This is a genomic window from Runella zeae DSM 19591, from assembly GCF_000423565.1.
In the GTDB taxonomy this organism is placed as follows: domain Bacteria; phylum Bacteroidota; class Bacteroidia; order Cytophagales; family Spirosomataceae; genus Runella; species Runella zeae.
Window position 1 is genome coordinate 336,154 of the sequence record NZ_KE384038.1, and the last position, 26,820, is coordinate 362,973.

A 26,820-nucleotide genomic window follows, 5' to 3' on the forward strand; every position below is an offset into this window, starting at 1 on the left:
CAACCTTTTTTATGTGTTTACCATCCCAAAATCTCAACCGCTGCATACAGCACTAGCACAATACCCAGACTTGTGAGACCATACATGATACCATTAAAAGAAGTATCGTGCATATATAAAATGTATTGAATCAAAAAACCAAGTCCAAGGGTTGCTACTCCCACTCCTCCCACAATCAGCCCCCTTTGGCGCCTTTTGGCAAAATGTGTCTCTTTCTCTTCGGTAGAATTTGGTTGATTCATTGCATGAAAAGGTTTAGAAAAATCAAATTAAATCTTTTTATAGTTCAAATCAAATGATTTTTATCAACCCTCACAACCACATTTAGCGCACTGTAAGTTATAAAATCGGCTCAATGATGAGATAAATTCAGTGTTTGAACCCAATCCATGGCTCGTGCTATAACCTCCTCATCAAAAGCCTCTACGTATTGACTCAAAAAACCGGGCCGCTCGATGCTGAGATTTTTACTAAACACATGGTTGTGAAAAATCAATATCGGAAAATTGGAAAGAGGAAAAAACTGCAAACCTGTCCCATTATAAAAAAATGAAACTGTAGGGCAGTAAATAGAACACAAATGTGCTGGTAATGATTCTAAAGTGAAAGCAATCGCCGCTTTTTGGGATAGTGCTGCTAGTTCGTTGAGGTTTAGTTGGGCTACTGCGTCATATACCCGCTCTTCGTATGTCGGATAAGCCATTTTTATTTGCTGAAGCAGTTCTTTGGTTTGATTTTGCTGCCCACATCCAATCAGCAGCCCTTGTTGTTGATGAAGAACTTTGCCAGCAAGTTCAATCCAAAAATCATTAGGGAGAAATCGACTAGCCGCGCCACTTTCGGGGCACAAGAGGATATAAGGCTGTGCTTGGTTCAAAAATGGGAGTTTTTGAGCCAAAGTTTGAGAGGCTTTTTCGGGAAAGTTGAAGTAAGGATTTATATCTGCCAAAGTGGCTTTGACGCCTACTGCCCCCAAAACATCTAATAGTAACTCTAAATGATGAAACTCTCGATCAGGTAAAAAAAACTCTTCATCTAGCAGTCCTCCTAATCCACGCGTACCAAAACCTACGGCTTTTTGAACTTGGAGAAAAGGCAACAAAAACAAAAACGGAGAATCAGAAAATCTTAAATCAATAAAAACACTATAAGTCTCGTTTTTTAGAGACTTGATAGCGGTACGAGTCGTACGGATGTGATCGCGCCACTTAGCGATTTTACTGATGTTGCGTCGATTGGTAGTGGCATGGTTGAGATGAATAATCCTTCGGATGCAGGGATTGTTCACTAAAATAGGATCGCACCAGTCACCTACAACTACGTCGATGCTACATTCGGGGTATGTTTTTTGAATAAGCGGAAAAAGATACGACATCGTGAGCGCATCTCCCAAGTGCCCCGACATAAGTATTAAAAACCGAGGAGATTCAACTTTGGGCCGAGCGCGTCGTTTATAGAAAAATTGAGCATAAATGTCCACCAATAAATCCATCAGCCAAAGCGGATAGCTTAAACGGCGAGGGGCACAGTACTTACGAGATTTACCAATCATTGCTTTTAAAAACGCACCAAGGCGTTTGTGATAAATTTATGTATAAATAAAATCTGCTGGCATCATACGGACTTCAAATTAGAGGAAATCAACCGCAGCGTAAAATTAGTAATAGGGTAAATATATCATGATAGAAAGATAGAAAACCTTGAAAGTGTAAGTGTATATTTCTTCTAAAGTACGGCCATACATACTAGTGTTCTATCTAAGACATAAGATGTTATAGCAAGCTATGTCACAGAGTCAAAGGTATTTTTTTGTACCTTTGTCAGACATCCTAAGCACAAGAGTTTTTATATTATTACTGTTGTGATAAAACTCTACCATTTTGACAAGAAATTATGCCATTAGCAGCTGTTATTATTCCAATTTACAAAAATACACTATCAACGTTTGAAAAAGTATCTTTAGAACAATGCGTGAAAGTACTAGGCAAACATCCTTTGATAGTGATTAAACCAATCTCATTGGATATCACAAATATAGAAAAACAGTACCCTCAACTAAGCGTTGAAACTTTCGACGATAGTTATTTTAAGTCTGTTCATACCTATAATCGTTTGATGTTAGCTCCAGAATTTTATCAACGTTTTCTGGATTATAAGTATATGTTGATATATCAGTTAGATGCATTTGTGTTTAAGGATGAGTTGGTATATTGGTGCAATAAGGGGTATGACTATATTGGCGCACCTTGGCGGATAGAGCGGGAGTTTTCGTCGGGTTGGGATTATGCTTATTTTTTATTGAAAAAGAAATTGGCGATTTGGCTACAATTGAGCAGCAAAAATGAGATGAATGAGGTAATTCCTTATGATGTAGTGTTGAAGTTTAGTGTGGGTAATGGGGGCTTTTCGCTTCGCAAAACCCAGAAGCTATTGGATATAGTACTAGCACATCAATCCAAAATCGAAGAGTACCTTTCTCATTCTAGCAATTTTTATAACGAGGATATGTTCTTTTGTATCGAAATGAATAGATATTATCCTCGTTTGCGGATTCCTGATTGGCGCACAGCTCTTCGTTTTTCGGCGGAGCATTTACCCCAAAAAGCCGTTAAACTCAACGGCGGCTTACCTTTTGGGTGCCATGCGTGGGATATTTATGAGACAGAATTTTGGAAAAAAGAAATAGCCAAGTTTGGCTATGAGTTGAGTGAAAAAACAATATGAAGTTTTTAAAACGCAAATACTCTGGTACCCCCCGTGAAACCCTGCCTATGAGGGTTATTGATTTTTTTGTAGATTTATATTCAATGGTTTTCTACAAACGTCGGAAACTAACAGACGTGTCAGTAGATGCTCCGAAAATTCTGATTGCTTCGTTGGGGCATCTAGGAGACGCTCTTACGACTACTTATATATTCCCAATCATTAAGGCAAAATATCCCAAGGCTCAGATTGATTTGTTGGCTCCTAAATGGTGTCAAGCTATCAATCAGATTAATCCTTATATCAATCAGCTAATTACGTTAAATCACTTCCAGACAAACCGCCAAAATATTTCATTTTGGGCCAAGGTAGTTGATCATTACCGGAGTTTCAAAGAAGCGCTTCCCTTACTAAGGGCTTCAGAATATGATTATTATATCGATCTTAGGTATTCTAATGCCGTTGCTCATTTTATTTTACCGTTTATTAAAGTAAAAAAAGCCTATGGATTTAGTCGGCGTGGATTAGGGGGTTTGCTTGACAAAGAGTTTGAACTTCCCACTGCTGAGTTTCATCATTTTGATATGTACCTGATGCTCTTGAAAGAAATTGGAGTAGAGGGCGACTTGGCGTCGGTAAAACCTTATTTGTATTTGCCCGCAGACCTAACACTCCATAATGTCTTACAAAAAATCCCGTCTATTGGCAGTGATTATTGTTTGGTATTTCCTGAGTCGGGTCATCCGCAGCGGCAACTATCCTCGGCGTATTGGGCTCAAATGCTGACCAAAATCCTAGAAGAAAAGCCGCTGTCGATTGTATTTTGTGGACAAACTAGTTTTTCGGCCCAAATCATCTCCCAAATCAATACGGCTTATGCTAGCTATTTGATTGATTCTTCTTCTCAGATTAATATTTATGAGATTGCGGTTTTGGCTAAGAGTGCTTCTTTTGCCATTACCTTGGATTCGTTTCCTGAGCATCTTTGTTGCGTTTTTTGTCCTACTTTCACTTTTTACAAAAGCGCAGGTTATCCCTTCTTTCCTATTGCCAATTTTCCGGTGTATTTGAAACACAATCACATACGTAGTGCTGGTCTAAAATTTGATCGTTCCAATGTGTTGGTGGAGTACGTTGAGCCACTCGAAACTTTGGAAGTCCAATCAAAAGTAGTGGGGCAAATTCAAACCATCTTAAAGTCTTCGGTAAGTGAAGCATAAAAAGAGGGCTAAGATTAGTAGAATTTTGAGATGATAGGGGTTGAAATCTTTTAAAAACCCAAAGAATTTGCCGCAATTGGCCGTTTTTTCTCCAAAATGTATAATTATTAGTAGAAAAAAGCTGTTCGGCCTCTGAATTGTCATTTTTATAATCTATTTTTGCGGCAAATTTATGAATCACTATAAACTTAACAACATAATATGGTAGCTGTAAGACCGGATGAGGTTTCGGCGATACTTCGGGAGCAATTGGCCGGTGCTAAGACCGAAGCTCAACTCGAAGAAGTAGGTACAGTGCTGCAAGTAGGTGACGGGGTAGCTCGTATCTACGGCTTAACAAAAGTACAAGCAGGGGAATTGCTCGTTTTTGAAAATGGCTTAAAGGCACTCGCACTTAACCTCGAGGAAGACAATGTCGGAGCGGTATTGCTCGGGGAGTCAACCGAAATCAAAGAAGGTGATACCGTAAAACGTACTGGCGAAATCGCTTCTGTAAAAGTAGGCGAGGGAATCGTAGGACGTGTAGTAAACACATTGGCTGAGCCTATCGATGGTGCAGGCCCAATCTTAGGCGAAACCTTTGAAATGCCACTTGAGCGTAAAGCGCCAGGGGTAATTTATCGCCAGCCTGTGACTGAGCCTCTTCAGACAGGTATCAAAGCTATCGATGCCATGATTCCTATCGGGCGTGGCCAACGCGAGCTTGTGATTGGTGATCGCCAAACTGGAAAAACGGCCGTTTGTATTGATACCATTATCAACCAAAAAGAGTTTTTCGACAAAGGAGAGCCAGTATATTGTATTTATGTAGCCTGTGGTCAAAAAGCCTCAACCGTAAAGCAAGTAGAAGCTACTCTTCGCAGATATGGCGCGATGGACTACACCGTTATCGTGTCTGCTGCTGCATCTGACCCATCTCCAATGCAATTCTTCGCCCCGTTTACAGGTGCGGCTATTGGTGAGTATTTCCGTGATACGGGTCGCCCTGCTTTGGTAATTTACGATGATTTGTCAAAACAAGCCGTAGCTTATCGTGAAGTATCTCTACTCCTTCGCCGTCCTCCAGGACGTGAAGCTTATCCTGGAGACGTATTTTACCTCCACAGCCGTTTGTTGGAGCGTGCGGCCAAAGTAACTTCGTCTGACGAAATCGCTAAAAATATGAATGACTTGCCACCTTCGTTGAAAGACAAAGTAAAAGGTGGTGGTTCATTGACCGCTCTTCCAATCATTGAAACCCAAGCGGGTGACGTTTCGGCTTATATTCCTACCAACGTAATCTCGATTACTGACGGTCAGATATTCCTTGAGTCAAATTTGTTTAACTCAGGTATTCGTCCGGCTATCAACGTAGGTATCTCGGTATCACGGGTGGGAGGTAATGCCCAAATCAAATCGATGAAAAAAGTAGCGGGTACCTTGAAGCTTGACCAAGCTCAATTCCGCGAATTGGAAGCGTTTGCCAAATTTGGTTCTGATCTTGATGCTTCTACCAAGCTTACCATCGACCGTGGTCGCCGCAACCAGGAGATTTTGAAACAAGGACAATTCTCGCCAGTAAGCGTAGGAGAGCAAGTGGCGATTATCTACGCTTCTATCAATGGTGTACTTGATAAAGTAGCTGTATCTAAAGTGAAAGAATTCGAAACCGAATTTATTCATCTATTGAAAGCTGCTCATCCACAAGTATTGACTAGCCTAGCCGCTGGCAAATTGGATGACGCTGTAACTGATACTATTAAAAAAGTGGGTCGCGAATTGGCCACTAAATACGCATAATCGCCTCGAATGTCGCGCATTAAAGAAATCGTTAAGGCTACGCCCCTTATTGGGGACGTAGCCCGATTTATTGGCAAGTACCGCACCCGGGTTCCGGCAGGGCATTTTTATAGTCCTATCGTATCGGTTGAAGAAGTACGCAGAAGAGAAAGTCAAATTTATCCCGAACCTCCACGGACGCTCCCCGGTATCGACTTGAGAGAAGAGGCCCAGGTGGAATTGATGAAAAATTTTGCAAAATCTTATTACCCTTCGGTTCCGTTTACGGATGAGCCACAAGAGGGTTTCCGGTATTACTTTGTCAATAAATATTTTATTCACGCTGATGCTACTACGCTTCATTGTATGATGCGGCATTTCCGTCCGCAGCAAATCATTGAAGCGGGGTCTGGGTTTTCATCGGCAGTGATGTTAGATACCAACGAACGGTTTCTGAATCAAAGCGTTAAATTCACTTTTATTGAGCCTTATCCTGGCAGGCTGTACTCGCTACTGACACCTGCCGACCATAAGCAGACTACTATCTTTGAGAAAACTTTACAAGATATTCCCGTAGAATATTTCGAGCAACTTCAGGCAAATGATATTTTGTTCATTGATTCTACGCACGTCTCCAAAACAGGAAGCGATGTGAACTATTTCTTATTTGAAATTTTTCCGCGTCTCAAGCCCGGCGTGATTGTTCACGTACATGATGTGTTTTATCCGTTTGAGTATCCCAAGGCATGGGTGATTGACGGTAATGGTCGTTTTGGATGGAATGAGGCTTATATATTAAGGGCTTTCCTTATGTACCAAGATAAGTTTGAGATATTGTTTCACAACGATTTCCTACAGACTTTTCACGCAGATTGGCTTTCCAAACATATGCCTACTTACGCTACACGTGGTCGTGGGTCGAGTATTTGGTTAAAAAAAGTCAGCTAAAAAAGTTAATCGTTAATTGTTAATAGGGACTTCCAAATTAACCATTGACATTTAACTATTAACAACAATCTTTCAACGATTAAGATCGTAATAACAAAATGGCTTCACTGAAAGAAGTTCGGAATAGAATCACCTCGGTCAACTCGACCCAACAAATCACGAAGGCCATGAAAATGGTGGCCGCTGCCAAACTTCGTCGCGCTCAAGACGCTATCTTACAGATGCGCCCCTACGCACGCAAGTTGAGCGAAATGCTTGCAACGGTATCGGCTGCTGCTGAGACTGCCGCAGATAGCCCTTTTAAGCAGGTTCGCACAGTAGAAAAAGTGTTGATTGTGACGGTCACTTCTGACCGTGGCCTTTGCGGTGCCTTCAATACCAACGTCATCAAAGCGGCGGTTGCCCTTATCCAAGAAAAATACCCTACTCAAGCTGCTAAAGGCAATGTAGAGATTTTGGCTTTGGGTAAAAAAGGAGGCGAGGCTTTTGCGCGCAGAGGCTACCAAGTCAATACCAAATACATGGATGTGTATACTCGTTTGAGCTTTGGGGTGGTAAAAGAAGCGGCTGAGAGCATCATGGCCGATTTCCAAGAAGGAAAGTACGACGCGGTGGAAATCGTTTTTAATGAATTTAAAAACGTAGCTACTCAAATCATAAACACGACGCAGTTTTTGCCAATCGTAGCCGATGAAGAGGCTTTGAAAAAAATGCCTACTTCAAAAGTTGATTACATATTTGAGCCTTCTGAGGAGCAAATCGTACAAGATTTGATTCCTAAAACGCTCAAAATCCAACTATATCGCGCAGTACTAGAGTCTAATGCCTCTGAGCATGGTGCCCGTATGACCGCGATGGACAAAGCGACCGAAAACGCCCAAGAGCTTATCAAAGCGTTGCGTTTGGAGTACAACCGCTCTCGCCAAGCCGCGATTACGAAAGAAATCCTCGAAATCGTGGGTGGTGCCGAAGCCTTGTCGCAAGGATAATCCACTAAGGATGTTTTTATACATAAAAAAGCCTGTCTTCCAGAAGACAGGCTTTTTTGTATATTATCCTAAATGTCTTTGGTGATGCGTTGTATCTTATCATCAAATTTAAAGCTTACAAGCGTACCGTTGTGTACTCCTCCCATAGATATATACTTAATTTTGACAAGTTTACCGTTGATGTTTTTCCATTTTACAAGCATTCCTCCCTCTTCTTCTAATCTTTTAAAGTGACCTTCCACGAGGGTATCTACAGATTGTAAATAGGAGGATGAGAATTGAGTTTGGTATATCACTTGACTCCCGAATAAAACGAGAACTCCGTCAACAAATGTATATTGTGTCGGAACTCTCAAACGGGTAAAATGAGATTTTCCCTCTTCTTTAATAGCAGAAAGATGAATGGTATAGCCATCACCGATTCGATTGTAGGTTACAAACACAAGCCCAAGCGTGTCATTAATTATGGTTTTGAGTTTACACTCAGCAATATAATTACTAATTAATTTTAAATGCGCGGGGTTTTTAATTGTTACATTAGGAACCGATTGGGTCGTGCTACAAACACTTATTGAAAACCCAAAAACGAATAACCAAAGAAATTTCATGATGCTAAAAATTTGAAGATACACAAGATTACAACTTTATAAAAGTGCCATTATAGACTCCTCCTTCAAAGCCATCGGTAGCCTCTTTAATTGTTTTGGGGGAATTTCTATTCCTCTTTTTTTGGGGAGTATAGTAGCTTTCTACAAACTTGTCAAGTTCTTTAAAAAACGACTCAGGGTATTTGAAACTAACCTCAAAACCCGACCTTACCAATACGAGCACGCCATCAATGAAGGTATAATAGGCCGGAATCACTCCCTTCCTAAAAAAAGAAGAAGGAGCTTTTCGAATAGCCATTAGATGTAAAGTGCCTCTGCCAGCAGGTATAGAAAGTACCACAATACCTAAAGAGTCAGGCAAAAAACCTTTGCTTCGCGAGTCATGAATATAATTCTGGAGATGTTTTACGATTTCTGGGTTTTGGACAGTAACCTGTGGAATGGGCTGGGCATTCCCAATCATAGCAACGAGCCATAAAAGAATGATATAATAAGTGTATTTCATAAGAGCTCTAATATTAATAATTTGCTAAGGGTATTTTTTGTTGGAGATTTAGCGCCAGACCCATTAGATTTTATTATTTTATCATAAAATATAGCTTAAATTTATCTGTTCTTTTTTGATTTAAACAACATAATGCCCACCGAAACCCCAATACTTCGACTCATAAACAATGAATATACATTTTCGGTAGGGGTAAAATTCCACGTTTTTTTCTCATAAGGTGAAAGACTTCGAGAATAAAATACTTCAGCTCTTATTCGCTTGTATTGATACCCTAGGCGTCCATTTATTCCCCATTCTAAAGCAGGAGCTTCCGAACCTCCGGCTACTTTTTTAGCAAGTAATAAATTCAATTCAGGACCTATACTTGCGAAAATGCCTTTGTAAGTGACCCCAATTCTACTTCCTAGGCCTAGATAATTGTAGTTGTTGATCGCATACACGATTTCCTTATGAAATTGGTCTTCGTAGCGATTACTGCGACGTAGAAAATGAAGGTCATTGTCAAGAAATAGCCAACGACTTAGTCGAATCGTTGCCCAACCTCCCACTTGGAATCCTCTATCGACACCAACTCCACCCAAATTGACTATGTGGTTTTTGGGCTTTTTGGTAATAGTTGTACTGTTCTGATTGACTCCTCCTTTTAGGCCAAAAGCAATACCTTTGGCGATTTGGGCGGTACTTTGGAGGGTGGTCAGAATGCCGATGGAAGCTACATAGATGAGGTGTTTGTAGGTTTTCATAGTCAGACGTACTTATTGCATACTTTGTTTTAATTCTTAAACAACATAATGCCCACCGAAACCCCAATACTTCGACTCATAAACAATGAATATACATTTTCAGTAGGGGTAAAATTCCACGTTTTTTTCTCATAAGGTGAAAGACTTCGAGAATAAAATACTTCAGCTCTTATTCGCTTGTATTGATACCCTAGGCGTCCATTTATTCCCCATTCTAAAGCAGGAGCTTCCGAACCTCCGGCTACTTTTTTAGCAAGTAATAAATTCAATTCAGGACCTAAACTTGCGAAAATTCCTTTGTAAGTAACCCCAATTCTACTTCCTAGGCTTAGATAATTGTAGTTGTTGATCGCATACACGATTTCCTTATGAAGTGGATCTTCGTAGCGATTACTGCGACGTAGAAAATGAAGGTCATTGTCAAGAAATAGCCAACGATTTAGTCGAATCGTTGCCCAACCTCCCACTTGAAATCCTCTATCGACACCGACTCCACCCAAATTGACTATGTGGTTTTTTGGCTTTTTGGTAATACTCGTACTATTCTGATTGACTCCTCCTTTTAGGCCAAAAGCGATACCTTCGGCGATTTGGGCTGCACTTTGGATGGTGGTCAGAATGGTGATGGAAGCTACATAGATGAGATTTGTGATGTTTTTCATGGGGTTTATTGTTTTATGTTGACTGTGAGGGTATCCATATGGCAAACGCCTACATATCCGTAGCCATTTTGGATGTTGTTGCTGACTGAAATAGACTGGGCAAAAGCATCATCATGATAGGAGTCGTAATCATGCACCAGACGATAGTAATCATAGGTATTTTTTGAGAGGTGATAGAAGCAGATTTTAAGCTGACGAGCTACAACGTCTTGATTATTGCCGAGGTCTTTGCGTAATAATATTCTATCTTTAATAGTATGTATTTGGGATTCAAAACCTACGTCTGACAATAGCTTGTTGGTAGGAATTTGGTAAATAGATTCGTTTTGAAAAGGAATACCTTCGTAAATGGGAATGATTTTATAAGCATAAAAATTCTCGCCCGGTAAATCCTGAAAACTCATCGTTACCTGAGCTTCCGAAGTTTGGGGAATCTGAGAAGCCAAGGCGTTTTTTAAACCAATACTACTCGGTAAAGCTTCGAGGGATGCTTTGGCGATGCCGAGCTGAGGGTTTTGTACTTCTACTACAAAAGAAGAATTATAATCCCATGCTTTATTGGTGATATACAGATTGTTTTCAAATTGTAGTGTTTCTAAAACTTGCTCGTTCTTTTTTAGACTTACAATGGCTGACAGGGGAGGATTGGCTCGCACAGGCTCCAATACAGGGTAGGTTTTTGTCACAAAAACGCCAATGCCTACATTGGTAGCAACCCCATTTACTACCAACTTCGTAGGAGCAGAAGGAATATCCACGTTTTTGACGGTAGATACTTCACAAGCCAAGCCTATCACTGCTACCAAAAAAATACAAACAAAAGACCTCATCTGAATTTATAAATAATGCTTATGGATGGTAATATTGGAAATACAGAGGTAGACTTAACTACGTTTCGGGTTTCGATGGGGCGGTTTTGGGCATCTCTGATGGTTTCTATCGCAGGATATAACCGATAGGTGTTTCGGCGGCTATAGGCATTATAAAGGTTGAAGTTTAGCTCCCAAAAACGTCCGCGAGATAATAAATATTTTTTAGTCAAAGAAACATCTAACCGATGATAATCAGGGTATTTGCCATTGTTTAGGTTGTCATAGACCACATGGTCGGGCACCATTGGACTGCTCACAATCCGCCCCGCTGGTCGATTGTATCGCTGTCCGCTGTAATACACCCACAGCAGCGAAAGCTGAGTAGTTTTGTTGATTTTAAACAAAGCAGTGGTATTTAATACATGCCGACGGTCATAGAGGTCGTTGAACCAGGCTCCTTGGTTGAGTTCGGCAAATTGCCGTTTGTTCCACGAAAGTGTATAATTCAAGGACCAATCCCAGCGATGGTAATTTTTCTCAAGCGTCATTTCGATACCATATGCCTTTCCTTGGCCTTTGGAGAGGGTATTGTTTTGCCAATTGTAGTAGAGGTAGGGGTCGCCATAATAATATTGATACTGGCTCAAGTCTTTCATGCTTTTGTAAAATAGCCCTAAACTATGCTTAAACAGCTTATTGGCATGACTCCACCCTGCCGTATATTGCCAGGCACGCTGGGGTAAAATAGACGGAGTGGAAGGCACCCAAGTGATTTTGTCTACCAACTCTCCACTTTTGAGCAAGGCATGATTGTACTGCCTCATTTGAGTAATCCCCCATGAAAATTGATGATTGGGCGATTTCCGAAAACTAAATGAAACCCTTGGTTCAAAACCTTGGTAGTTTGCTTGGTTGGTAACGAAATAAGAGAATCTGCTACCTATATTCAGTTGAAAATGAGGCGAAAGGTTGAATAAAAGACCCGCAAAAATCCCCCCTTCAAGTGCTTTCGCGTCATTTTCTTTCAGAGATAAGCTATCCCCTTGGCTATTGTTTTGGAGATAGTCAATAGGAGTGTAGGTATGCTTGATGATATCGCCACCTATCTTAGCCTTGATTGTTGAAGTAATGGCTCCTTCAACCAATACATTGGCCGATATGTCACTGATTTTGCCAGTGCTGCTTTTATTTTCTTCGCCAATCTTAGTAAAAGTCACCTCCGGCTCCAGCCAAGGTTGGGGGCGGGTGGATACCACACTATAGGAGGTTTGGCCTTCGTCGTAGTTGAAATGATAACGCGTAAAATGCGCGCCCGTTTGGAGAAACCACCGAGAACCTAATACATGAAAAGTTCTTAGTGAAAATAGCTGATTGGTGAGGTTTCGTCTATTATGGTCTCTGGTGGTTCCAAAAGGGTCATTTTGGAGTGATTCGTATCTATCATTGCCTCGATAGTAGCTGATAAATAATTTATGATTTGGGTGAAAGGTATGGTTAAATTTCAGGTTTAAATCATAAAAATTATATCCCAAGTATCCATTAGGGTCGCCTTTTTCAATGGCTTTTTTTTTGCCTATATTAAACAAATTAAAATACGCAGTCCGTCCAGCTACTAGCAACGAAGTCTTGTCTTTTTTGATAGGGCCTTCGATTAAAAACTTGCTAGACACTACCCCCAATTCGGCCTTCCCTTCCCAACTATTTTTATTGCCTTCCCTAAACATTACATCCGTAACCGACGAAAGTCTTCCACCGAATTCAACGGGAAAGTCTCCTTTATAAAAGTTTACTTTTTGTAAAGCATCGGCATTAAACAAAGACAGAAAATTGAACAAGTGACCCGTGCTATAGATAGGTGCTCCATCCAGATAAAAAAGGTTTTGATCGTTGGTACCACCCCGTACATTGATACCCGACGATAACTCACTTCCCATACTCACCCCTGCAAACACGCCAATCGCTTTGAGTAAATCTTTCTCGCCGCCCAAGCTGGGGAGATTATTGAGCAAAGTGGGACTGATGCTCAGTTGGTTAATATTTTCGGTATTTTGATACTTAGCTTTAACCTCTACTTCTTGGAGGGTATGGGGTTTTAAAACAATTTTTAAAACGGTATCTCCATAAATCTTGATTTTTGTGGTTTCATAGCCCACCAACGATGCCCGTATCCAATTGGGCGTCTGGCCTAAAATCATGCTTCCATGCCCATACCGATTGGTCAGTGTGTGTGTATTGCTGATTGAGTCAGAGAGATTGACGGAAGAAAGCGGCTCTCCCGTTCTTTCTTCCGTCACCTTCACAATTACTTTTTGGGCATAGACACTTTTTTCATTTATCATCCAAAACGCCCCTATTATAAACCACTTCCAAAAGTGCATATACCAGATTTTTTTAGAAATGAAATACTAGCTAGGTGTTACATCGTGTTTATTAAATGTCTTAATTGTTAGGTATTTAGAGGAGTATGGCTTCCCCTTTTCAAGTATAAAAATAAAAACAAGCATATAGTTTATGGCTCGCTACAAAATCACCGTTTATTCTTCCATCAAATGCTCAATTTTTTTAAGAAAATAAACATTTTCATCGTGAGATTTAATAATTCCACCTACTACTTTTTCGGCTCGTGCCAGTTCTTGGGGTGAGAGTGTTTTGGTGTTTTCTTTGAAATTTTCTCTTATTTGTTGTACAGAATCTCCCCTTTTTTCAATCTCTGCTTTTACCCGTTTGTGGGTGACTTGGGCATATTCTTTGATTTTTTCTTTAGGCCAATATCCTTTCAATTGGGTAAGAGCTAGACAAAGATGCCCCGCATGTACACCTTTATTTTTGTACAATAGCTCCGTAAAAAAAGCAATCCGTTCGAGGGCTTTTTTATCTGTGTTGAGCAGAAGCCCAAAGTCTTTTAAGATAATCTGCGCCATGTGTTCTTCAAACACAAATTGAGTCTCAGGGTCGTTGAGAGAAGGGTAATGGGCTTGAAAAAGAGAATCCATCTGCTGCCAAGATTTTTGTTTTTTTGCAGCAACAATTTCTTCTTCCATCATCGGGATTCCCTTTGTTTTTAGCTCCATAAGCGCCCCTATCGAAACAGGTTTTCCATTCATGGGAGGAATGGAATAGCTTAGTAAATCTATTTCAGCTCCTTCCCGTTTACTTTTGGATTGTAGTGTGTCTTTTACAGCCTCCCTTATAGACGCGTCGTCGTAAATGTGAATAAAAAAAATAACAGTAGAAACTAGAAAATACGCTTTCATAAGCCCCTTGATTAAAATACAAAGTTCTGTAAAACAATCCTAAAGCTTTTCAACCCAAAGTTTGAATTTTCTCCACCCTAGGGTGGAGATGAGGCGATTTTTTTGGCAATCACAGCGGAGACTCTAAAACCTTTTTTAATAAAAGGCTCATGGCTTACAGCCTATTGCTAAGTAGTTAAACTATTGAATGGGGGTGAGGCTAATGGATTGGTTGTACGCCCCAAAAATTCCTACCCCACCTTCAATATTGGAATAAAGAGGTTTTGGTTCTTTTAAATTAGGAATAAGACCGCTCGTATTCGCCTCCCATGTATAAGCATCTGCTCTTGTTTTGAGGTAATGGTAGCTGTGGCTGTCAAGCGAATAAAGCATTGTTTGTAATGATACAGATTCTGCCAAATAGGCATTAAAGACCTTATTTTCAATAGAATTGACTGTAAAATCTTTCGCATCAAATAGCCCATTACCCACCAACAAGCCTAAATAAGGCCCTGTTGAAGCTCCTAATTTTGGGACAAAAACAATATTTTTTAGCTCAAAATTAAAGGTAAAAAAAGAAACATTGTTTGCAGGTTTTTGAATGGAAAAAGCATAATCATTTCCCTCTTTATTCCCCGCAACGACAACCTTATCAGGATTAGGTGGTACTGTACAATTTCCTTTGAGAATAGCACCAGTTGAAAGTGACACTCGAAGTCGGTAACTTTTTGATGCTCTAACTTTTAGGGTGCGATTATCAATAAAATAGCTATTATTTTTTGCATCAAAAGACAATGAATGTACTGTGCTATCATCCTCTATACTGACTTTGGCGTCTTTGATGACTGCTTCGCCCGAACGAACCACACTTCCCAGTGCCTTCCCTTGATAAACATATACCTTTACAATAGAATCTTGCGGAGAAATTAGTGAACTAACGGCAAATAAATTCTCCGCCGAAATTCGTTCTATTTCAACACCACTTTGGCAAGACAAAAGGCAAATACTCACCAGCCCGACAAAAAAACTACCTATTTTCATCAAAATTTAAAGTTATACGTTACCGAAGGAATTACAGGAAACAAAGCTCGTTTTACCAACCTGCTCCGCTGTCCCTCAGGGGAGTTTTCGGTTTTTAAATAATAGTAAAGCGGGTTTTGACGATTATAGGCATTGTAAAGCCCTACCTCCCAAGTACGTTCTCCCCAGCGTTTTTTCTTGTGAAATTGCACGGCAACATCTAATCGGTGGTAAGCTTCGGCTCGAAAACTATTGCGACTCCCTAGATAGTCAAAACGCTCAGGAAACGTTTGCCCTAGCCCCCCTTGTGTGAAATAAAAGCCTTGGGGTACTGTCAGCGCATTGCCTGTGGCATAGACCCAATTGGCCGAAAGGGTTACTTTCGGAGATAATTTATAGGAAGCCACCAACGAAAAATCATGGCGACGGTCATAGCGTGGATAGAATCGTTTTCCATTATTGAGCGAATCAAACTGATGTACCGTCCACGAAAGCGTATAATCCACCCATCCCGTCAATCGACCTTTATTTTTTTGAAGAAGCACCTCTGTGCCATACGACCACGCACGCCCTGTCGTTACGTTGTTTTCCCATTGTAAAGGTTTGGCTCCTTCATCAAACGACAAAAATGTGGCTCCTTCTTTGTACGCAACAATGCCTCGCATCCACTTACGGTAACTTTCAATGGTCAATTGAAGCCCTGCTTTAGGAAATGCTTTACTCAACCCCACAGCTATTTGATCGGATTGCTGAGGAGGAACCCGCTCCGTGGATGGTACCCATAGGTCAGTCGATAAACCCGTACCTGTGTTTGTTAATAAATGAATAAACTGATTGTTGCGCGCATACGACATTTTTAGGGACAAATTGCGAGACAAAGAATACCCAGCCGTCAGACGAGGTTCTAGGAAAATATAGGTACGAGCAGCAGTTTGGAGGCCATTCAGGCGCAAACCTGCATTTAATGAGAAACTCTTATAACTATACGTATCTTCAGCATATACAGCAAACTCCTGATTACTAGAAGCTTGATTATCTTTTTCTTGAGTGTTATCTTCTCGGTTTTCTTTAAAATACGCCCTTGGTTTAAAGCGATGATGAGTCACCAATGCTCCAAATTTAACTTGGTGGGCATTGTTGGGGAAATAATCAAAATCCGTTTTAAGGGTATAGTCTCGAATGGAAGAGGTAAATTCTGTAAAAGTATGGCTGTTTTCTCCACCATCGCTACGAACACGCTCAAATTCGTCAAATAATCGAAAACGAAAATCGGTCACTGCTAAAGTCGTATTCACAAAAAGCTTTTGGTTCACCAAATGATTCCATCGAAGAGTGCCTGTGGCATTTCCCCACCTTAAGCCAGAGTTGGTTTTAATCGTGGAAGATGTTCGGTCGATATATTCTTTGACACGTAGCGCATCACTACCAAAATACCCGCTTAGATATAGTTTGTCTTTCTCGCCTAAATCCAGATTTATTTTGGCATTCAAATCATAAAAATGATAGCCTACTTTCTCTTCTTTTGGCATCAAGGGCATCGTTAGCAAGTCTAAATACGTACGTCTGCCTGACAAAAGAAACGACGATTTTCCTTTTTTGAGTGGGCCATCCAGCGTCAATCGGCTTGATAATAACCCTACTCCCCCTTCTCCTCGAACTTTGTCTTTGCCACCTTCTTTCATCTGTAAATCAATGACCGACGACAAACGTCCTCCGTAGCGAGCAGGAAAGCCCCCTTTCCAAAAATCAACGTTTTTAATCGCATCTCCGTTAAAAACCGAGAAAAAACCAAACAAATGATTGGCATTATATACTTGGGCTTCGTCCAACAGAATGAGATTTTGGTCAGGCCCTCCACCTCTTACATAAAGGGCGGTACTGCCTTCCGTTCCTTTTTGCACACCTGGCAACAACTGCAAGGCTTTAATAATATCTTTTTCGCCCAATAGGGTTGGGATTTGTTTGATTTGTGAGACGGGTAAGCGCACTACGCTCATTTGTGCTACTTCCGTGGGTTGGTGCTGTCCGCTTACCTTGACCTCGTCTAGCTCTTTGGCTTGAGCAGTAAGCGCTATATTTTGTTGTAATGATTGAGTCAGGGTCATCGTCTGTTCTTCAGTCGCATATCCCAAGGCCGAAAATCGAATTAAAACAGTCTGATTGGCAGGCAAACGAAGTGAATAAAATCCATACGCATTGGTGACTGTCCCAATCGTCGTCCCCTCCATACCCACACTTACTCCCACTAGGCTTTCTTGCGTTCCTTTTTCTCGAACATACCCACTCAACGTAACGGTTTGTGCCTGAACGATAGCACTCAAAAAAACAAATAACCAACAATAGTTCATGGCTGAAATTAAATACGTGTTATTTTTCGGTAGCTACAAAACCTACCTTTACCTCTGGCAGTGTGCTATTTTTTATTTGGACGGCAGTCATTTTTTTATCCACTACACTCAAAGACCACTCGCCACTCATCAGTGCTATTATCTTCAACTGACTAGGGGTAGGTTTTTTAGGTGGGTCAGGAAATTGATTTTTAATATAAATAGCTATAATATAATTTTTCGTGTCTGAATTATATTCGTAATCACCACCAAAAAACTCGCCATTAAAAAAGAAATCTCCTGTACATCTCCTTGTATTTGTTTTTCTCGTTTTTCGTGAATACTTACATTCTTTGAATAAAAACTCACCACTTTTTAACACATTCTTCAGTGAATCTGGAACATTTCCACTAATCTCAAAAGACTGAATATTCCAAGAAGTACGAACTTTGTCTAGTTCAGCTTCAATCATATCCTCTTCAGTGTTTTGACAGCTAAATAAGCCTATTAGACTAACGAGCAAAGCAATAATAACAGGTTTTATATTCATTCAGGATGTTTTTTTTATTTTCTAGTAGCACTAAAACCAATGGATTTGTTGTCACCCTTTTCTTCTTTATCAAGTACTCTTTCTGCGTTTAGGGTTGTACCTGTAAATGTTATTTTCCAATATCCGTCTAGCAAAGCTGCCGCAGATAAATAATACCTCCGGTCTTTAGAAATAGTAGGGCTTGCTGAGTTGACGCTAATGAATATTTTAAAAACTTTGTTTTGGTAATTGTAATTATAAAAAAGACCAAATAAGCTATCATTGATAGAAGTTTCGCCTGAGCAAGCCTCGGCACCTGCAAATTTTTTGGCATCATATTTGCAATTATAGAATAAAAATTCTCCTTTTTTGAAGAAATTCTTTAACGAATCAGCAGCACTTGAAGGAAGGTCGACGGTGTTGATTTCCCACGTTCCTTTCAATTGGTCAAACTCCGTTTGTACATATTTCTCTTCTTTGGTTTGGCATCCTAAGACCCAAAAAATCCCAATCACTGTCAATAGGTTTGTTTTCATAGCTTATGAAGTTGTTAAAAGGGCATACTTTTACAAGGCCCTTTAGAAAAAGGTAAGCATAGTTTTTTCACCGCACGGTGGCCAAACTGACGCGGGGCTTTCTCTCTTTTGAACTATGCGCAATAGTCAGTGGCAAAGTTCTGTAAAACAATCCTAAAGCTTTTCAACCCAAAGTTTGAATTTTCTCCACCCTAGGGTGGAGATGAGGCGATTTTTAACAAAAACTTCTGAAATTCTTCGCGCCCTTGTAAGCCAAGTTTAGCGATGAGATTGTTTTTGTGGGTTTTGATAGTACTCTCTTTTACGTTGAGCTTTTGGGCGATTGCGGGATTGTTATAGCCTTGAAGCGACCAATACATCACATTCAATTCTTGGGGAGTTAGTTGTGGGCGTAGGGAGTGCTTATCCAAAAAAGTGGCTAGTTTTAGCCATGTTTTTTTCATTTCGGGATCAGAAAATGGTGGTAGTTTAGGCATTTTAAATACGGGTTTAGTTCAATTCACAAAAACAATGGGTATTCTTTTGATACACATTGCGATAATTTTTTAAGTGAGTTGATCAAAACGTAGAGAGTCACTTTTGAACAAGGATAATTCCTCATTACCTCATTTTAACGAGGATTTTTCAAACAAAAATCTTCTAAAATCCGCTCGTCCTTTTCTGCCAATTTGGGCGATGAGCTTGTTTTTGTGGGATTTGATAGTGGAAATACTCGTGCCCAAAAGGGTGGAGATTTCGACATTGTTCTTGCCGTGGAATGCCCAATACAGCACTTTAAGCTGTTGGCGGCTTATTGTTATGGATTCATCACGTAGTAGCAGCTCTAGCTGATACAAGCCGTAGAAATCATCTGATAAGTGGAGGTTGGCTGTCATATATGTATCTACATTGGTTTCTATCCTTTTATTATGTCAACACTTTTATTTTAAAGGTTTTCTGAAGACAAAGCATTCCTAGAAAACAGTTAATAAATAAAACTGTCAAGGTATCTGAACGTGAAGTAGGGTAGAAACAACAAGTATGATTTGCTGTATAGGTTTCAAATATACATTAACTTTTTTTTAAAAAACAAACAAAAAATATAAAATTTATCAAACGGCAAATGGTGTGTTTTAAATAAATGACTTATACATAATTTATTATATTGTTTTAATATTATTACTGTTCGTGGCAATATTTTATTGTTTTACTTGCTTGTTTTTTTTGAAATTACTTTTTTGTTTTAATAAGAATGTGTTGTAAAATGAATCACTTCGGGGCCTAATCGGTTAATAGCGGGCTTACATTTTTCAACACCTACATTGCTACTTTAGGAATTTTGCCCCACTGCCTAAACGTAGAAAGTTATGCGTATTTCTAGTCTTTTCTGTCCTTTTAGGAGTATTATATAGAATTCTAAATCCTTATCTGATGAAAAGTATCTGGTCTCAATTATGCTTTTTTTGGATGGTAGTTCAGGCTGTTTTTGCCCAAACTACCCCTGCATCCCTCCCTCAGACCCAACACAAATTTGTGGTGATTGCTCATCGTGGCAATCATCAGCATGTTCCCGAAAATACTTTGGCTTCTTATGAAGATGCGATTAAGGCGGGGACCGATTATGTAGAAATAGACCTGCGAACCTCCAAAGACGGAGTGCTGATGATTCATCATGATGCTACCGTCGACCGAATGACCGATGGCAAAGGACTTGTCAAAGATTTGACATGGGCGGAGCTTTCGGCTTTAAATATTAAGAAAAATCAGCCTTCCGATGCCCACTCTTACCGAATTCCGACTTTTAAAGAGGTGCTAAAACTGTGCAAAGGACGTATTCATATTTACCTTGATTTTAAGGAGGCTGATGTGGCGCAGACTTGGCAGGAGATTCAGGCCGAAGGTATGGAAAAACAAGTGGTGGTGTATATCAACAAAATACCTCAGTACAAACAGTGGCGGAGTATTGCACCACAAATCCCCCTGATGACAAGCCTAACGGAGGCTATCAATACCCCCGAAAAGTTGGGGTTCTTTTTGGGACAAGCCAAGCTTGAAGTATTAGACAATATCTCCGACCAAGGGATGCTAGAAGTGGCGCACCGAAACGGTATCGCTGTGTGGCTCGATGTACAAAACCCCTCCGAAGGCCCCGAAATGTGGCAAAGTGCCTTGCAAAAAGGAGTGGATGGTGTACAAACCGACCACCCCGAAGACCTTGTTAAGTACTTGAATGAAAATAAATTAAGGGAGGGTATTAGGAACAACAACGCAGCCGTGCTTGCCGCCAAACCTAGCTATCGGGCTTTTAAGGATATTGCTTACGGAGAGGCACCGGGTAAAGACAATTTGTTGGATGCTTATTTTCCCGAAAATCATAATGCGCAAACCAAAGTTGTTGTGTATATTCATGGTGGTTCTTGGAGTAGGGGCGATAAATCGGAGTTTCCTGAGCCGCTTATTCAAAAACTCGTTGGTGAAAAAGGATATGCTTTGGTATCTATCAATTATCGCTTGGTGAAAGACGGTAAAAACCGTTTTCCAGCTCAAATTGAAGACGTCAAAAAAGCAATTTCTTTTATAACGGATAAGGCTAAACGTTATCAATACAACGGAAAAGAATTTGCCATTATTGGGGCAAGCGCGGGGGCGCATTTGGCCTTGCTTTATGCCTATGGACACGACCAAGCGAAGCAGGTAAAAACAGTACTTGACCTATGGGGGCCTACCGATTTGTCGGATAAGTCGGTACGGGCAGATGGTAGTGATGCCAACAATACCGTCATTAATTTTTTGGGGGAAGCTGACCCCAAAGCCCAAATTTGCTTGGATGCGAGTCCGGCTTATCATTTGACCAAAGAAACGGGAGTCCCCACGCTCATTTTTCACGGTGGTGAAGACCCACTTGTACACGTAAGCCAAGCTCAAAATCTCCATAAAAAGCTTGATTCTTTGGGAATAGTAAATCACCTTGAAATTTATACCAAAGAGAAACATGGCATGAGTGCTGATGCAGCGGTCGATGTTTTTGCTAAAATGGTAGAATGGTTAGAAAAGTATTATCCTGCTGTACAAAAGCAATAATTTTAAAAATGAACCTATTTTTTTTAAAATAAATAAGTAATTGAGGCTATTTATTTGCTTAAATAAATGTGCCATTTAGACCTTCCAAGTTTAGGTTTCAGCGCATGTAAAACTTGGAAGGTCTTATGCAGTTTTAGACCTTCCAAGTTTGGATTTCAGCGACTATAAAACTTGGAAGGTCTTGTTCAATTTTAGACCTTCCAAGCTTGATTCATCTATCACCATGAGTAAATCTCTCCCTCAAAATTTTTCAAGAAGAAAATTTCTCAAAGGCTCGCTCGCAACGGTAGCGGCCTTTTCTATTGTGCCCCGTCATGTATTGGGCAAAGGCTATTTAGCACCTAGCGATCAGCTCACTAAGGGTATTGTGGGCGTGGGCGGAATGGGTCGTGGACACATTCCGTATGCTGGCACCAAAGTAGTAGCAATCTGCGATGTCGATAAGCGGCATATTCAGCTGGCAATGAATGAATTAGACAAAGGCGTGAAAACCTTTTCAGATTATCGTGAACTCATTCAATTGCCCGAAGTGGATATTGTACACGTAGCTACTCCTCCGCATTGGCATGGTATCATCGCCGCCGATGCTGCCCGTGCTGGTAAAGATGTATGGTGTGAAAAACCCATGACCCGTACCATCGGAGAAGGCAAACGTTTGGTAGAAGCCGTCCAGCAGCATGGACGTATTTTTAGACTCAATACTTGGTTTCGATTTGAGTCTAACTTCTATGGCATGAATACCACCGTAAAACCCATCAAAAAACTGGTAGAAAGTGGCTTGCTTGGTTGGCCGCTCAAGGTGACAGTGAGCCGGCACACGGGATTTGATTGGAAGTTTTATTGGGTAGGCAAAACCGACTTAAAACCTGAGCCTGTTCCAGCCGAATTGGACTATGAAATGTGGCTTGGCCCGGCGCAATACAAGCCCTACAATGCGCACCGTGTGCATGGTACTTTTAGGGGATATTGGGATTATGACGGTGGGGGACTTGGCGACATGGGGCAGCATTACTTAGATCCGATTCAGTACTTTTTAGGCAAAGACCACACCAGTCCGATTAGTGTCGAAATAGACGCGCCTCAGCAGCACACCGACGCCGTAGGCACTTGGCGACGAATCGAATACACCTATGCTGATGGCTGTAAAATAGTTTTGGACGGTGAAGCCAAAGATGCCAATGTACCTTATATCGAAGGCCCCAAAGGTAAACTATATCCTGGTTTTCGCTCGGATATTCCCGATTTGGAGAAAAAATTGGCTGCTTTCCCAGATTCTGAACCTCAAATAACTGATTTTGCCGAGGCGGTGCGTAAAAGACAAAAATTTGCGCTCAACGAAGAAAATGGGCATCGCTCATGTACCATTGTCAATATGGGATTGGCGGCATTGCGTTTAGGTCGCTCGCTGAAATTTGACCCTGTAAAGCAGCTTTTTGTGGATGATGAAGGTGCCAATCGCCTCATCGACCAACCCATGCGCGGCCCGTGGACGATTTAATAACCCCCAAGACCATCTTCTGTAAATCATTATGAAAAAAATACAATATATACTCTTCAGTTTTTTGTTGGGTGTTGCTACTTTACGCGCTCAAGTAGATAGTAAGTACACCACACTCTTAGGGCAGTTTCCTGCACAAAATGCCAAACAACTCCAAAAAAACATGGAAGATATGGCGGCATTGGGCAAATCAGGCATTGCTCAATTGGCATCCATGTTGGTTTCGGCTGATAAAGGTAATAATGCAAAAATTCAATATGCACTTGGTGGGTTTTCTTATTTTGTAACCCAAAATGGTAAAGAAGACCTGCGCAAAATGGCCGCCGAAGCCTACGGCGAAGCACTCGGTAAAGTAGCCGATAAAGAAAATCAAGCATTCTTGATTTTTCAACTCCAACAGGTCGGAAAAGACGAATCTGTGGCAGTGCTTGCACCTTATTTGTCGGACCCAAAATTGAGCGGTCCAGCGGCTAGAGCATTGGCAAAAATCGCTACCTCAAGCGCCGGACAGGCGTTGGCTCAAGCTTTGACCAATGCCTCAGGAAGCACTCAGCTTTCGATCGTAGAAGCCTTAGGAGATAGCAAATTTAGCGCATCAGCGACAGCCATCGAAAAATTGGCGACTAGCGAGGATGTAAACCTCCGTAAAGTAGCACTCTACGCCTTGGCAAATATCGGACATCGCTCTTCCCTCAATGTTTTGAAAAATGCCGCTACCAAAGCTTCTTACAGCTACGATGAAGCCAATGCTACGTCGTCTTATTTAACTTATTTAGAAAGACTAGTCGAAAAAGGGGATAAGGCTACGGTGCAAGCCGCTACAAGCGACCTTCTAAAAAATGCGACCTCAACCAAGCAAATCCCTACTCGCTCGGCAGCGTTGAAGTTATTGGCTGATAGTCAGGGGAATGCAAGTGTTCCGGTACTTGTCAAAGCCACTGCCAGCCCCGATATAAGCTATCGCATAGCGGCCTTGAAAATCGCGCAAAAATACATTACCCCTGCTACAACGGCCCTTTGGCTAAAGGCTTTGCCCACTTCAAAACCGCAATCACAAGCCGAAATCATAGAGATGTTGGGACGAGTTGAAGCCAAAACAGCACTGCCTACTATTCTAAAAAACATCAGTCATAAAGAAGGGATAGTAAGAGCGGCGGCCATTAAAGCAGCCGCTAAAATGGGTCAGGAAAGTGTATTGGGAAATCTATTAAGTGCTGCCAAAAAAGGTACTTCTGAAGACATAAGTGCCGTGAAAAATGCGCTTTTAATGATGAAAGGAGAAGGGGTCGTAAACCAAGTAGCGGCGGCGATTCCTACCATGCCTGCTACGGCTCAACCTGCTCTTATAGAAGTATTGGCGGCTCGCGGGGCTGATGCACACCTCGACGTGATTTTGGCACAATTAAAAAACAATGATAGTGCCGTGAAAAGCGCGGCTTTTGCGGCGTTGAAGAGTGTGGTTAGTGCCAAAGATTTAAACACCTTATATGGGATTTTAGATGCGACAACGGATGCCCAACACATCAAATCGCTTCAAGAGGCCGTTACAGCGGCGCTGAAAGGAACAGGCTCGCCTGCCCAGCAGACCGAGACCATCGTATCAAGAATCAATGCAGTAAGTGCTGACAAAAAGCCTAATTATCTTCAAGTACTGGCAAATATTGGTACAAAAAAAGCGCTTGATGCCGTAGGTGCTTCTTTCGCCAATGGCGACGAAGCTACTCAAAAGGCTGCTTTAGGGGCATTGACCAATTGGGCTGATATAAGTGCTACAAGCGAATTGTACAAAATTGGAAAAACCACTTCTAATGCCGCTTATCTCGACCAAATCGTAAGTGGCTATGTAAAGGCAATCACTAACGCTAGACAAACACCTACTCAAAAAGCCTTGGCGTATCGTAAGGTATTGGAGGTGGCCAAAACAACGGCTCAAAAGGAAAGTATTCTGAAAGAACTTGTCAGAAATCGCACTTTCAATGCCCTTATTGCGGCAAGCAATTATTTAGATAATACCGAACTGCAACAGACTGCCGCGCAAGTAGTGTTGAATGCAGCAATGGCTAATAAAGAACTAACGGGTAATGATATACGTCAATGGATTACGAAGGCCATGAACGTTGTCAACAATGATTCCCAAAAAGAAGCCGCTCGCAAATGGTTGGCCGAAATGCCCACAGGCGAAGGTTTTGTGTCATTGTTTAACGGCAAAGATTTGACCGGCTGGAAAGGCTTGGTCGGTAATCCTATTGCACGTGCTAAAATGCACCCCGATACATTGGCCAAAAAACAAATCAAAGCCGATGAGATAATGCGTAAGGGATGGTTAGCCAAAGACGGAGAGCTTATTTTTACGGGGCATGGTGACAATCTCTGTACGGTAAAAAAATACGGTGATTTTGAGATGTACGTAGATTGGAAAATCGAACCCAAAGGCGATGCCGGAATTTACTTGCGTGGTTCGCCACAGGTGCAAGTATGGGATACCTCACGCGTAGATGTAGGTGCACAAGTAGGGTCGGGGGGACTTTACAACAACCAAAAACAACCAAGTAAGCCGCTTAAATTGGCCGACAATGCCATTGGCGATTGGAATACTTTTCACATCATCATGCGGGGCGACCGTGTAACGGTGCGTCTCAATGGGGAATTGGTAGTGGATAATGTGATTTTGGAAAATTACTGGGATCGCAAACAGCCTATTTTCCCAGTCGAACAATTGGAACTCCAAGCGCATGGCACTTTGGTGGCCTACCGCGATATTTATGTGCGTGAGCTGCCAAGCCCTACGCCTTTTGTATTGAGCGAAGATGAAAAGAAAGAAGGCTATAAAATTCTTTTTGACGGAACCAATATGTTTGAGTGGACTGGAAATACCACAGACTATATTGTCGAAAATGGAGAAATGGTGATTTATCCCAACCGTGGTGGTAAAGGCAACCTTTATACCAAAGATGAGTATGCTAATTTTGTCTTTAGATTTGAGTTTCTCCTCACACCCGGTGCCAACAATGGTTTGGGAATTCGGGCACCATTGGAAGGAGATGCCGCTTATGTAGGAACGGAACTTCAGATTTTGGACAATGAAGCAGAGATTTATAAAAACCTTCAGCCGTATCAATATCACGGTTCGGCCTACGGGATTCTGGCGGCCAAGCGTGGCTATTTGAAGCCCGTAGGGGAGTGGAATTATCAGGAGGTTGAAGTAAAAGGCTCTAAAGTAAAAGTGACGCTCAACGGAACGGTCATTTTAGACGGTGACTTGGCCGAGGCTTCTAAAAATGGAACAGCCGACCATCGTGACCACCCTGGTTTGAGTCGTACGTCGGGGTATATTGGGTTTTTGGGACATGGCGATGTGGTAAGATTCAGAAATATAAGAATCAAAGACCTTACAGTGCCTGTCAACAATACTCCCATAGTAGTTGAAGAAAAAGCTCCCGAAAAAAAGAAAAAGCGTAAAAAGTAAGCGTAAAACTTGCCAAGTTTGTCCAAAAAACCTTCTGATTTGTATTTGAGTAGGTACTATCTCTCAAATATAAACAGAAGGTTTTTTGCTTATCATACCTATCTTTTGATTCTCTCTTTAATCAAGCTTCTGTTTGACTTCTCCGAAGTCATTTGTCTTTATGGACTTGTCAGCTACAAACCTTGTGCCTCTCCGAGGCA

23 protein-coding genes are annotated in these 26,820 nt (G+C 41.2%); 8 read left to right on the forward strand and 15 right to left on the reverse strand.

From position 1 onward, the window contains the following. Positions 1-17: 17 nt before the first annotated feature. Entirely contained in the window at positions 18-242 is a 225-nt protein-coding gene (locus tag G563_RS0124175; protein WP_028667600.1) for a hypothetical protein, read from the reverse strand. Positions 243-352: 110 nt separating this feature from the next. Continuing rightward, positions 353-1,552, reverse strand: coding sequence for a glycosyltransferase family 9 protein (locus tag G563_RS0124180; protein ID WP_028667601.1), 1,200 nt, complete (start codon positions 1,550-1,552; stop codon positions 353-355). Positions 1,553-2,001: 449 nt separating this feature from the next. Between G563_RS0124180 and G563_RS0124185 the strand changes: the two genes are divergently transcribed. The 5 genes from G563_RS0124185 (at position 2,002) to atpG (ending at position 7,618) form a co-directional block, all read left to right on the forward strand. Beyond that, positions 2,002-2,724 (forward strand): DUF5672 family protein, encoded by a 723-nt coding sequence (locus tag G563_RS0124185; protein WP_229598558.1) that lies wholly within the window; start codon positions 2,002-2,004, stop codon positions 2,722-2,724. Continuing rightward, entirely contained in the window at positions 2,721-3,923 is a 1,203-nt protein-coding gene (locus G563_RS0124190) for a glycosyltransferase family 9 protein (protein WP_028667603.1), read from the forward strand. The genes G563_RS0124185 and G563_RS0124190 overlap by 4 nt, the downstream gene beginning before the upstream one ends. A 201-nt stretch (positions 3,924-4,124) precedes the next feature. Next, complete coding sequence (gene atpA, locus G563_RS0124195; protein ID WP_028667604.1) at positions 4,125-5,702, forward strand: F0F1 ATP synthase subunit alpha; 1,578 nt, start codon at positions 4,125-4,127, stop codon at positions 5,700-5,702. 9 nt (positions 5,703-5,711) lie between these two features. Then, positions 5,712-6,629: a class I SAM-dependent methyltransferase gene (locus G563_RS0124200; RefSeq protein WP_028667605.1), complete on the forward strand. Its 918-nt coding sequence runs from the start codon at positions 5,712-5,714 to the stop codon at positions 6,627-6,629. Positions 6,630-6,727: 98 nt separating this feature from the next. After that, on the forward strand, positions 6,728-7,618 hold the full coding sequence (gene atpG, locus G563_RS0124205) for an ATP synthase F1 subunit gamma (RefSeq protein WP_028667606.1): 891 nt from the start codon (positions 6,728-6,730) through the stop codon (positions 7,616-7,618). Between the two features lie 68 nt (positions 7,619-7,686). On the opposite strand, the gene G563_RS0124210 is transcribed toward atpG, so the two are convergent. From G563_RS0124210 to G563_RS37760, 13 genes are all read right to left on the reverse strand, one after another. Continuing rightward, positions 7,687-8,226, reverse strand: a complete 540-nt coding sequence (locus G563_RS0124210) for a hypothetical protein (RefSeq protein ID WP_028667607.1) — start codon at positions 8,224-8,226, stop codon at positions 7,687-7,689. Positions 8,227-8,254: 28 nt separating this feature from the next. Continuing rightward, complete coding sequence (locus G563_RS0124215; protein ID WP_028667608.1) at positions 8,255-8,731, reverse strand: hypothetical protein; 477 nt, start codon at positions 8,729-8,731, stop codon at positions 8,255-8,257. Positions 8,732-8,832: 101 nt separating this feature from the next. Next, complete coding sequence (locus G563_RS0124220; protein WP_028667609.1) at positions 8,833-9,477, reverse strand: hypothetical protein; 645 nt, start codon at positions 9,475-9,477, stop codon at positions 8,833-8,835. Between the two features lie 29 nt (positions 9,478-9,506). Next, a complete protein-coding gene (locus G563_RS0124225; RefSeq protein WP_028667610.1) occupies positions 9,507-10,139 on the reverse strand; it encodes a hypothetical protein in 633 nt (210 codons plus the stop codon). 5 nt (positions 10,140-10,144) lie between these two features. After that, positions 10,145-10,969 (reverse strand): DUF4249 domain-containing protein, encoded by an 825-nt coding sequence (locus G563_RS0124230; protein WP_028667611.1) that lies wholly within the window; start codon positions 10,967-10,969, stop codon positions 10,145-10,147. Next, positions 10,966-13,329: a TonB-dependent receptor gene (locus tag G563_RS0124235; protein WP_084650965.1), complete on the reverse strand. Its 2,364-nt coding sequence runs from the start codon at positions 13,327-13,329 to the stop codon at positions 10,966-10,968. Before G563_RS0124235 ends, G563_RS0124230 begins: the two co-directional genes overlap by 4 nt. 156 nt (positions 13,330-13,485) lie before the next feature. After that, complete coding sequence (locus G563_RS0124240; protein ID WP_028667613.1) at positions 13,486-14,205, reverse strand: hypothetical protein; 720 nt, start codon at positions 14,203-14,205, stop codon at positions 13,486-13,488. A gap of 180 nt (positions 14,206-14,385) precedes the next feature. Continuing rightward, positions 14,386-15,225 carry a DUF4249 domain-containing protein gene (locus G563_RS0124245; RefSeq protein ID WP_028667614.1) on the reverse strand — a complete coding sequence of 280 codons (840 nt, stop codon included), beginning with the start codon at positions 15,223-15,225 and terminating at the stop codon, positions 14,386-14,388. Then, positions 15,225-17,552, reverse strand: coding sequence for a TonB-dependent receptor (locus tag G563_RS0124250; RefSeq protein WP_028667615.1), 2,328 nt, complete (start codon positions 17,550-17,552; stop codon positions 15,225-15,227). The genes G563_RS0124245 and G563_RS0124250 overlap by 1 nt, the downstream gene beginning before the upstream one ends. 19 nt (positions 17,553-17,571) lie before the next feature. After that, entirely contained in the window at positions 17,572-18,081 is a 510-nt protein-coding gene (locus tag G563_RS0124255; protein WP_028667616.1) for a hypothetical protein, read from the reverse strand. A gap of 14 nt (positions 18,082-18,095) precedes the next feature. Then, positions 18,096-18,596, reverse strand: coding sequence for a hypothetical protein (locus G563_RS0124260; protein WP_028667617.1), 501 nt, complete (start codon positions 18,594-18,596; stop codon positions 18,096-18,098). Between the two features lie 191 nt (positions 18,597-18,787). Beyond that, entirely contained in the window at positions 18,788-19,072 is a 285-nt protein-coding gene (locus G563_RS35725; RefSeq protein WP_037328000.1) for a helix-turn-helix transcriptional regulator, read from the reverse strand. Positions 19,073-19,201: 129 nt separating this feature from the next. Further along, the gene (locus G563_RS37760) at positions 19,202-19,471 is read right to left on the reverse strand and encodes a LuxR C-terminal-related transcriptional regulator (RefSeq protein ID WP_084650966.1); all 270 of its coding nucleotides are present in this window, start codon (positions 19,469-19,471) and stop codon (positions 19,202-19,204) included. Between the two features lie 535 nt (positions 19,472-20,006). Between G563_RS37760 and G563_RS38540 the strand changes: the two genes are divergently transcribed. From G563_RS38540 to G563_RS0124280, 3 genes are all read left to right on the forward strand, one after another. Next, the gene (locus G563_RS38540) at positions 20,007-21,656 is read left to right on the forward strand and encodes a glycerophosphodiester phosphodiesterase family protein (protein WP_063828435.1); all 1,650 of its coding nucleotides are present in this window, start codon (positions 20,007-20,009) and stop codon (positions 21,654-21,656) included. A gap of 223 nt (positions 21,657-21,879) precedes the next feature. Beyond that, the gene (locus G563_RS0124275) at positions 21,880-23,154 is read left to right on the forward strand and encodes a Gfo/Idh/MocA family oxidoreductase (protein ID WP_028667618.1); all 1,275 of its coding nucleotides are present in this window, start codon (positions 21,880-21,882) and stop codon (positions 23,152-23,154) included. 31 nt (positions 23,155-23,185) lie between these two features. Continuing rightward, positions 23,186-26,620 carry a 3-keto-alpha-glucoside-1,2-lyase-like domain-containing protein gene (locus tag G563_RS0124280; RefSeq protein ID WP_028667619.1) on the forward strand — a complete coding sequence of 1,145 codons (3,435 nt, stop codon included), beginning with the start codon at positions 23,186-23,188 and terminating at the stop codon, positions 26,618-26,620. The last annotated feature ends 200 nt before the right edge of the window (positions 26,621-26,820 follow it).

Excerpts from the sequence above, each read along its gene's own strand:
- G563_RS0124250 (WP_028667615.1), bottom strand. The coding sequence starts at position 17,552 with ATGAACTATTGTTGGTTATTTGTTTTTTTGAGTGCTATCGTTCAGGCA.
- G563_RS0124260 (WP_028667617.1), bottom strand. The coding sequence starts at position 18,596 with ATGAAAACAAACCTATTGACAGTGATTGGGATTTTTTGGGTCTTAGGA.
- G563_RS0124190 (WP_028667603.1), top strand. The coding sequence starts at position 2,721 with ATGAAGTTTTTAAAACGCAAATACTCTGGTACCCCCCGTGAAACCCTG.
- G563_RS0124280 (WP_028667619.1), top strand. The coding sequence starts at position 23,186 with ATGAAAAAAATACAATATATACTCTTCAGTTTTTTGTTGGGTGTTGCT.
- G563_RS0124175 (WP_028667600.1), bottom strand. The coding sequence starts at position 242 with ATGAATCAACCAAATTCTACCGAAGAGAAAGAGACACATTTTGCCAAA.
- G563_RS0124180 (WP_028667601.1), bottom strand. The coding sequence starts at position 1,552 with ATGATTGGTAAATCTCGTAAGTACTGTGCCCCTCGCCGTTTAAGCTAT.
- atpG (WP_028667606.1), top strand. The coding sequence starts at position 6,728 with ATGGCTTCACTGAAAGAAGTTCGGAATAGAATCACCTCGGTCAACTCG.
- G563_RS37760 (WP_084650966.1), bottom strand. The coding sequence starts at position 19,471 with ATGACAGCCAACCTCCACTTATCAGATGATTTCTACGGCTTGTATCAG.
- G563_RS35725 (WP_037328000.1), bottom strand. The coding sequence starts at position 19,072 with ATGCCTAAACTACCACCATTTTCTGATCCCGAAATGAAAAAAACATGG.
- G563_RS0124230 (WP_028667611.1), bottom strand. The coding sequence starts at position 10,969 with ATGAGGTCTTTTGTTTGTATTTTTTTGGTAGCAGTGATAGGCTTGGCT.
- G563_RS0124200 (WP_028667605.1), top strand. The coding sequence starts at position 5,712 with ATGTCGCGCATTAAAGAAATCGTTAAGGCTACGCCCCTTATTGGGGAC.
- G563_RS0124255 (WP_028667616.1), bottom strand. The coding sequence starts at position 18,081 with ATGAATATAAAACCTGTTATTATTGCTTTGCTCGTTAGTCTAATAGGC.
- G563_RS0124235 (WP_084650965.1), bottom strand. The coding sequence starts at position 13,329 with ATGCACTTTTGGAAGTGGTTTATAATAGGGGCGTTTTGGATGATAAAT.
- G563_RS0124225 (WP_028667610.1), bottom strand. The coding sequence starts at position 10,139 with ATGAAAAACATCACAAATCTCATCTATGTAGCTTCCATCACCATTCTG.
- G563_RS0124220 (WP_028667609.1), bottom strand. The coding sequence starts at position 9,477 with ATGAAAACCTACAAACACCTCATCTATGTAGCTTCCATCGGCATTCTG.
- G563_RS0124275 (WP_028667618.1), top strand. The coding sequence starts at position 21,880 with ATGAGTAAATCTCTCCCTCAAAATTTTTCAAGAAGAAAATTTCTCAAA.
- G563_RS38540 (WP_063828435.1), top strand. The coding sequence starts at position 20,007 with ATGAAAAGTATCTGGTCTCAATTATGCTTTTTTTGGATGGTAGTTCAG.
- atpA (WP_028667604.1), top strand. The coding sequence starts at position 4,125 with ATGGTAGCTGTAAGACCGGATGAGGTTTCGGCGATACTTCGGGAGCAA.
- G563_RS0124210 (WP_028667607.1), bottom strand. The coding sequence starts at position 8,226 with ATGAAATTTCTTTGGTTATTCGTTTTTGGGTTTTCAATAAGTGTTTGT.
- G563_RS0124245 (WP_028667614.1), bottom strand. The coding sequence starts at position 15,225 with ATGAAAATAGGTAGTTTTTTTGTCGGGCTGGTGAGTATTTGCCTTTTG.
- G563_RS0124240 (WP_028667613.1), bottom strand. The coding sequence starts at position 14,205 with ATGAAAGCGTATTTTCTAGTTTCTACTGTTATTTTTTTTATTCACATT.
- G563_RS0124215 (WP_028667608.1), bottom strand. The coding sequence starts at position 8,731 with ATGAAATACACTTATTATATCATTCTTTTATGGCTCGTTGCTATGATT.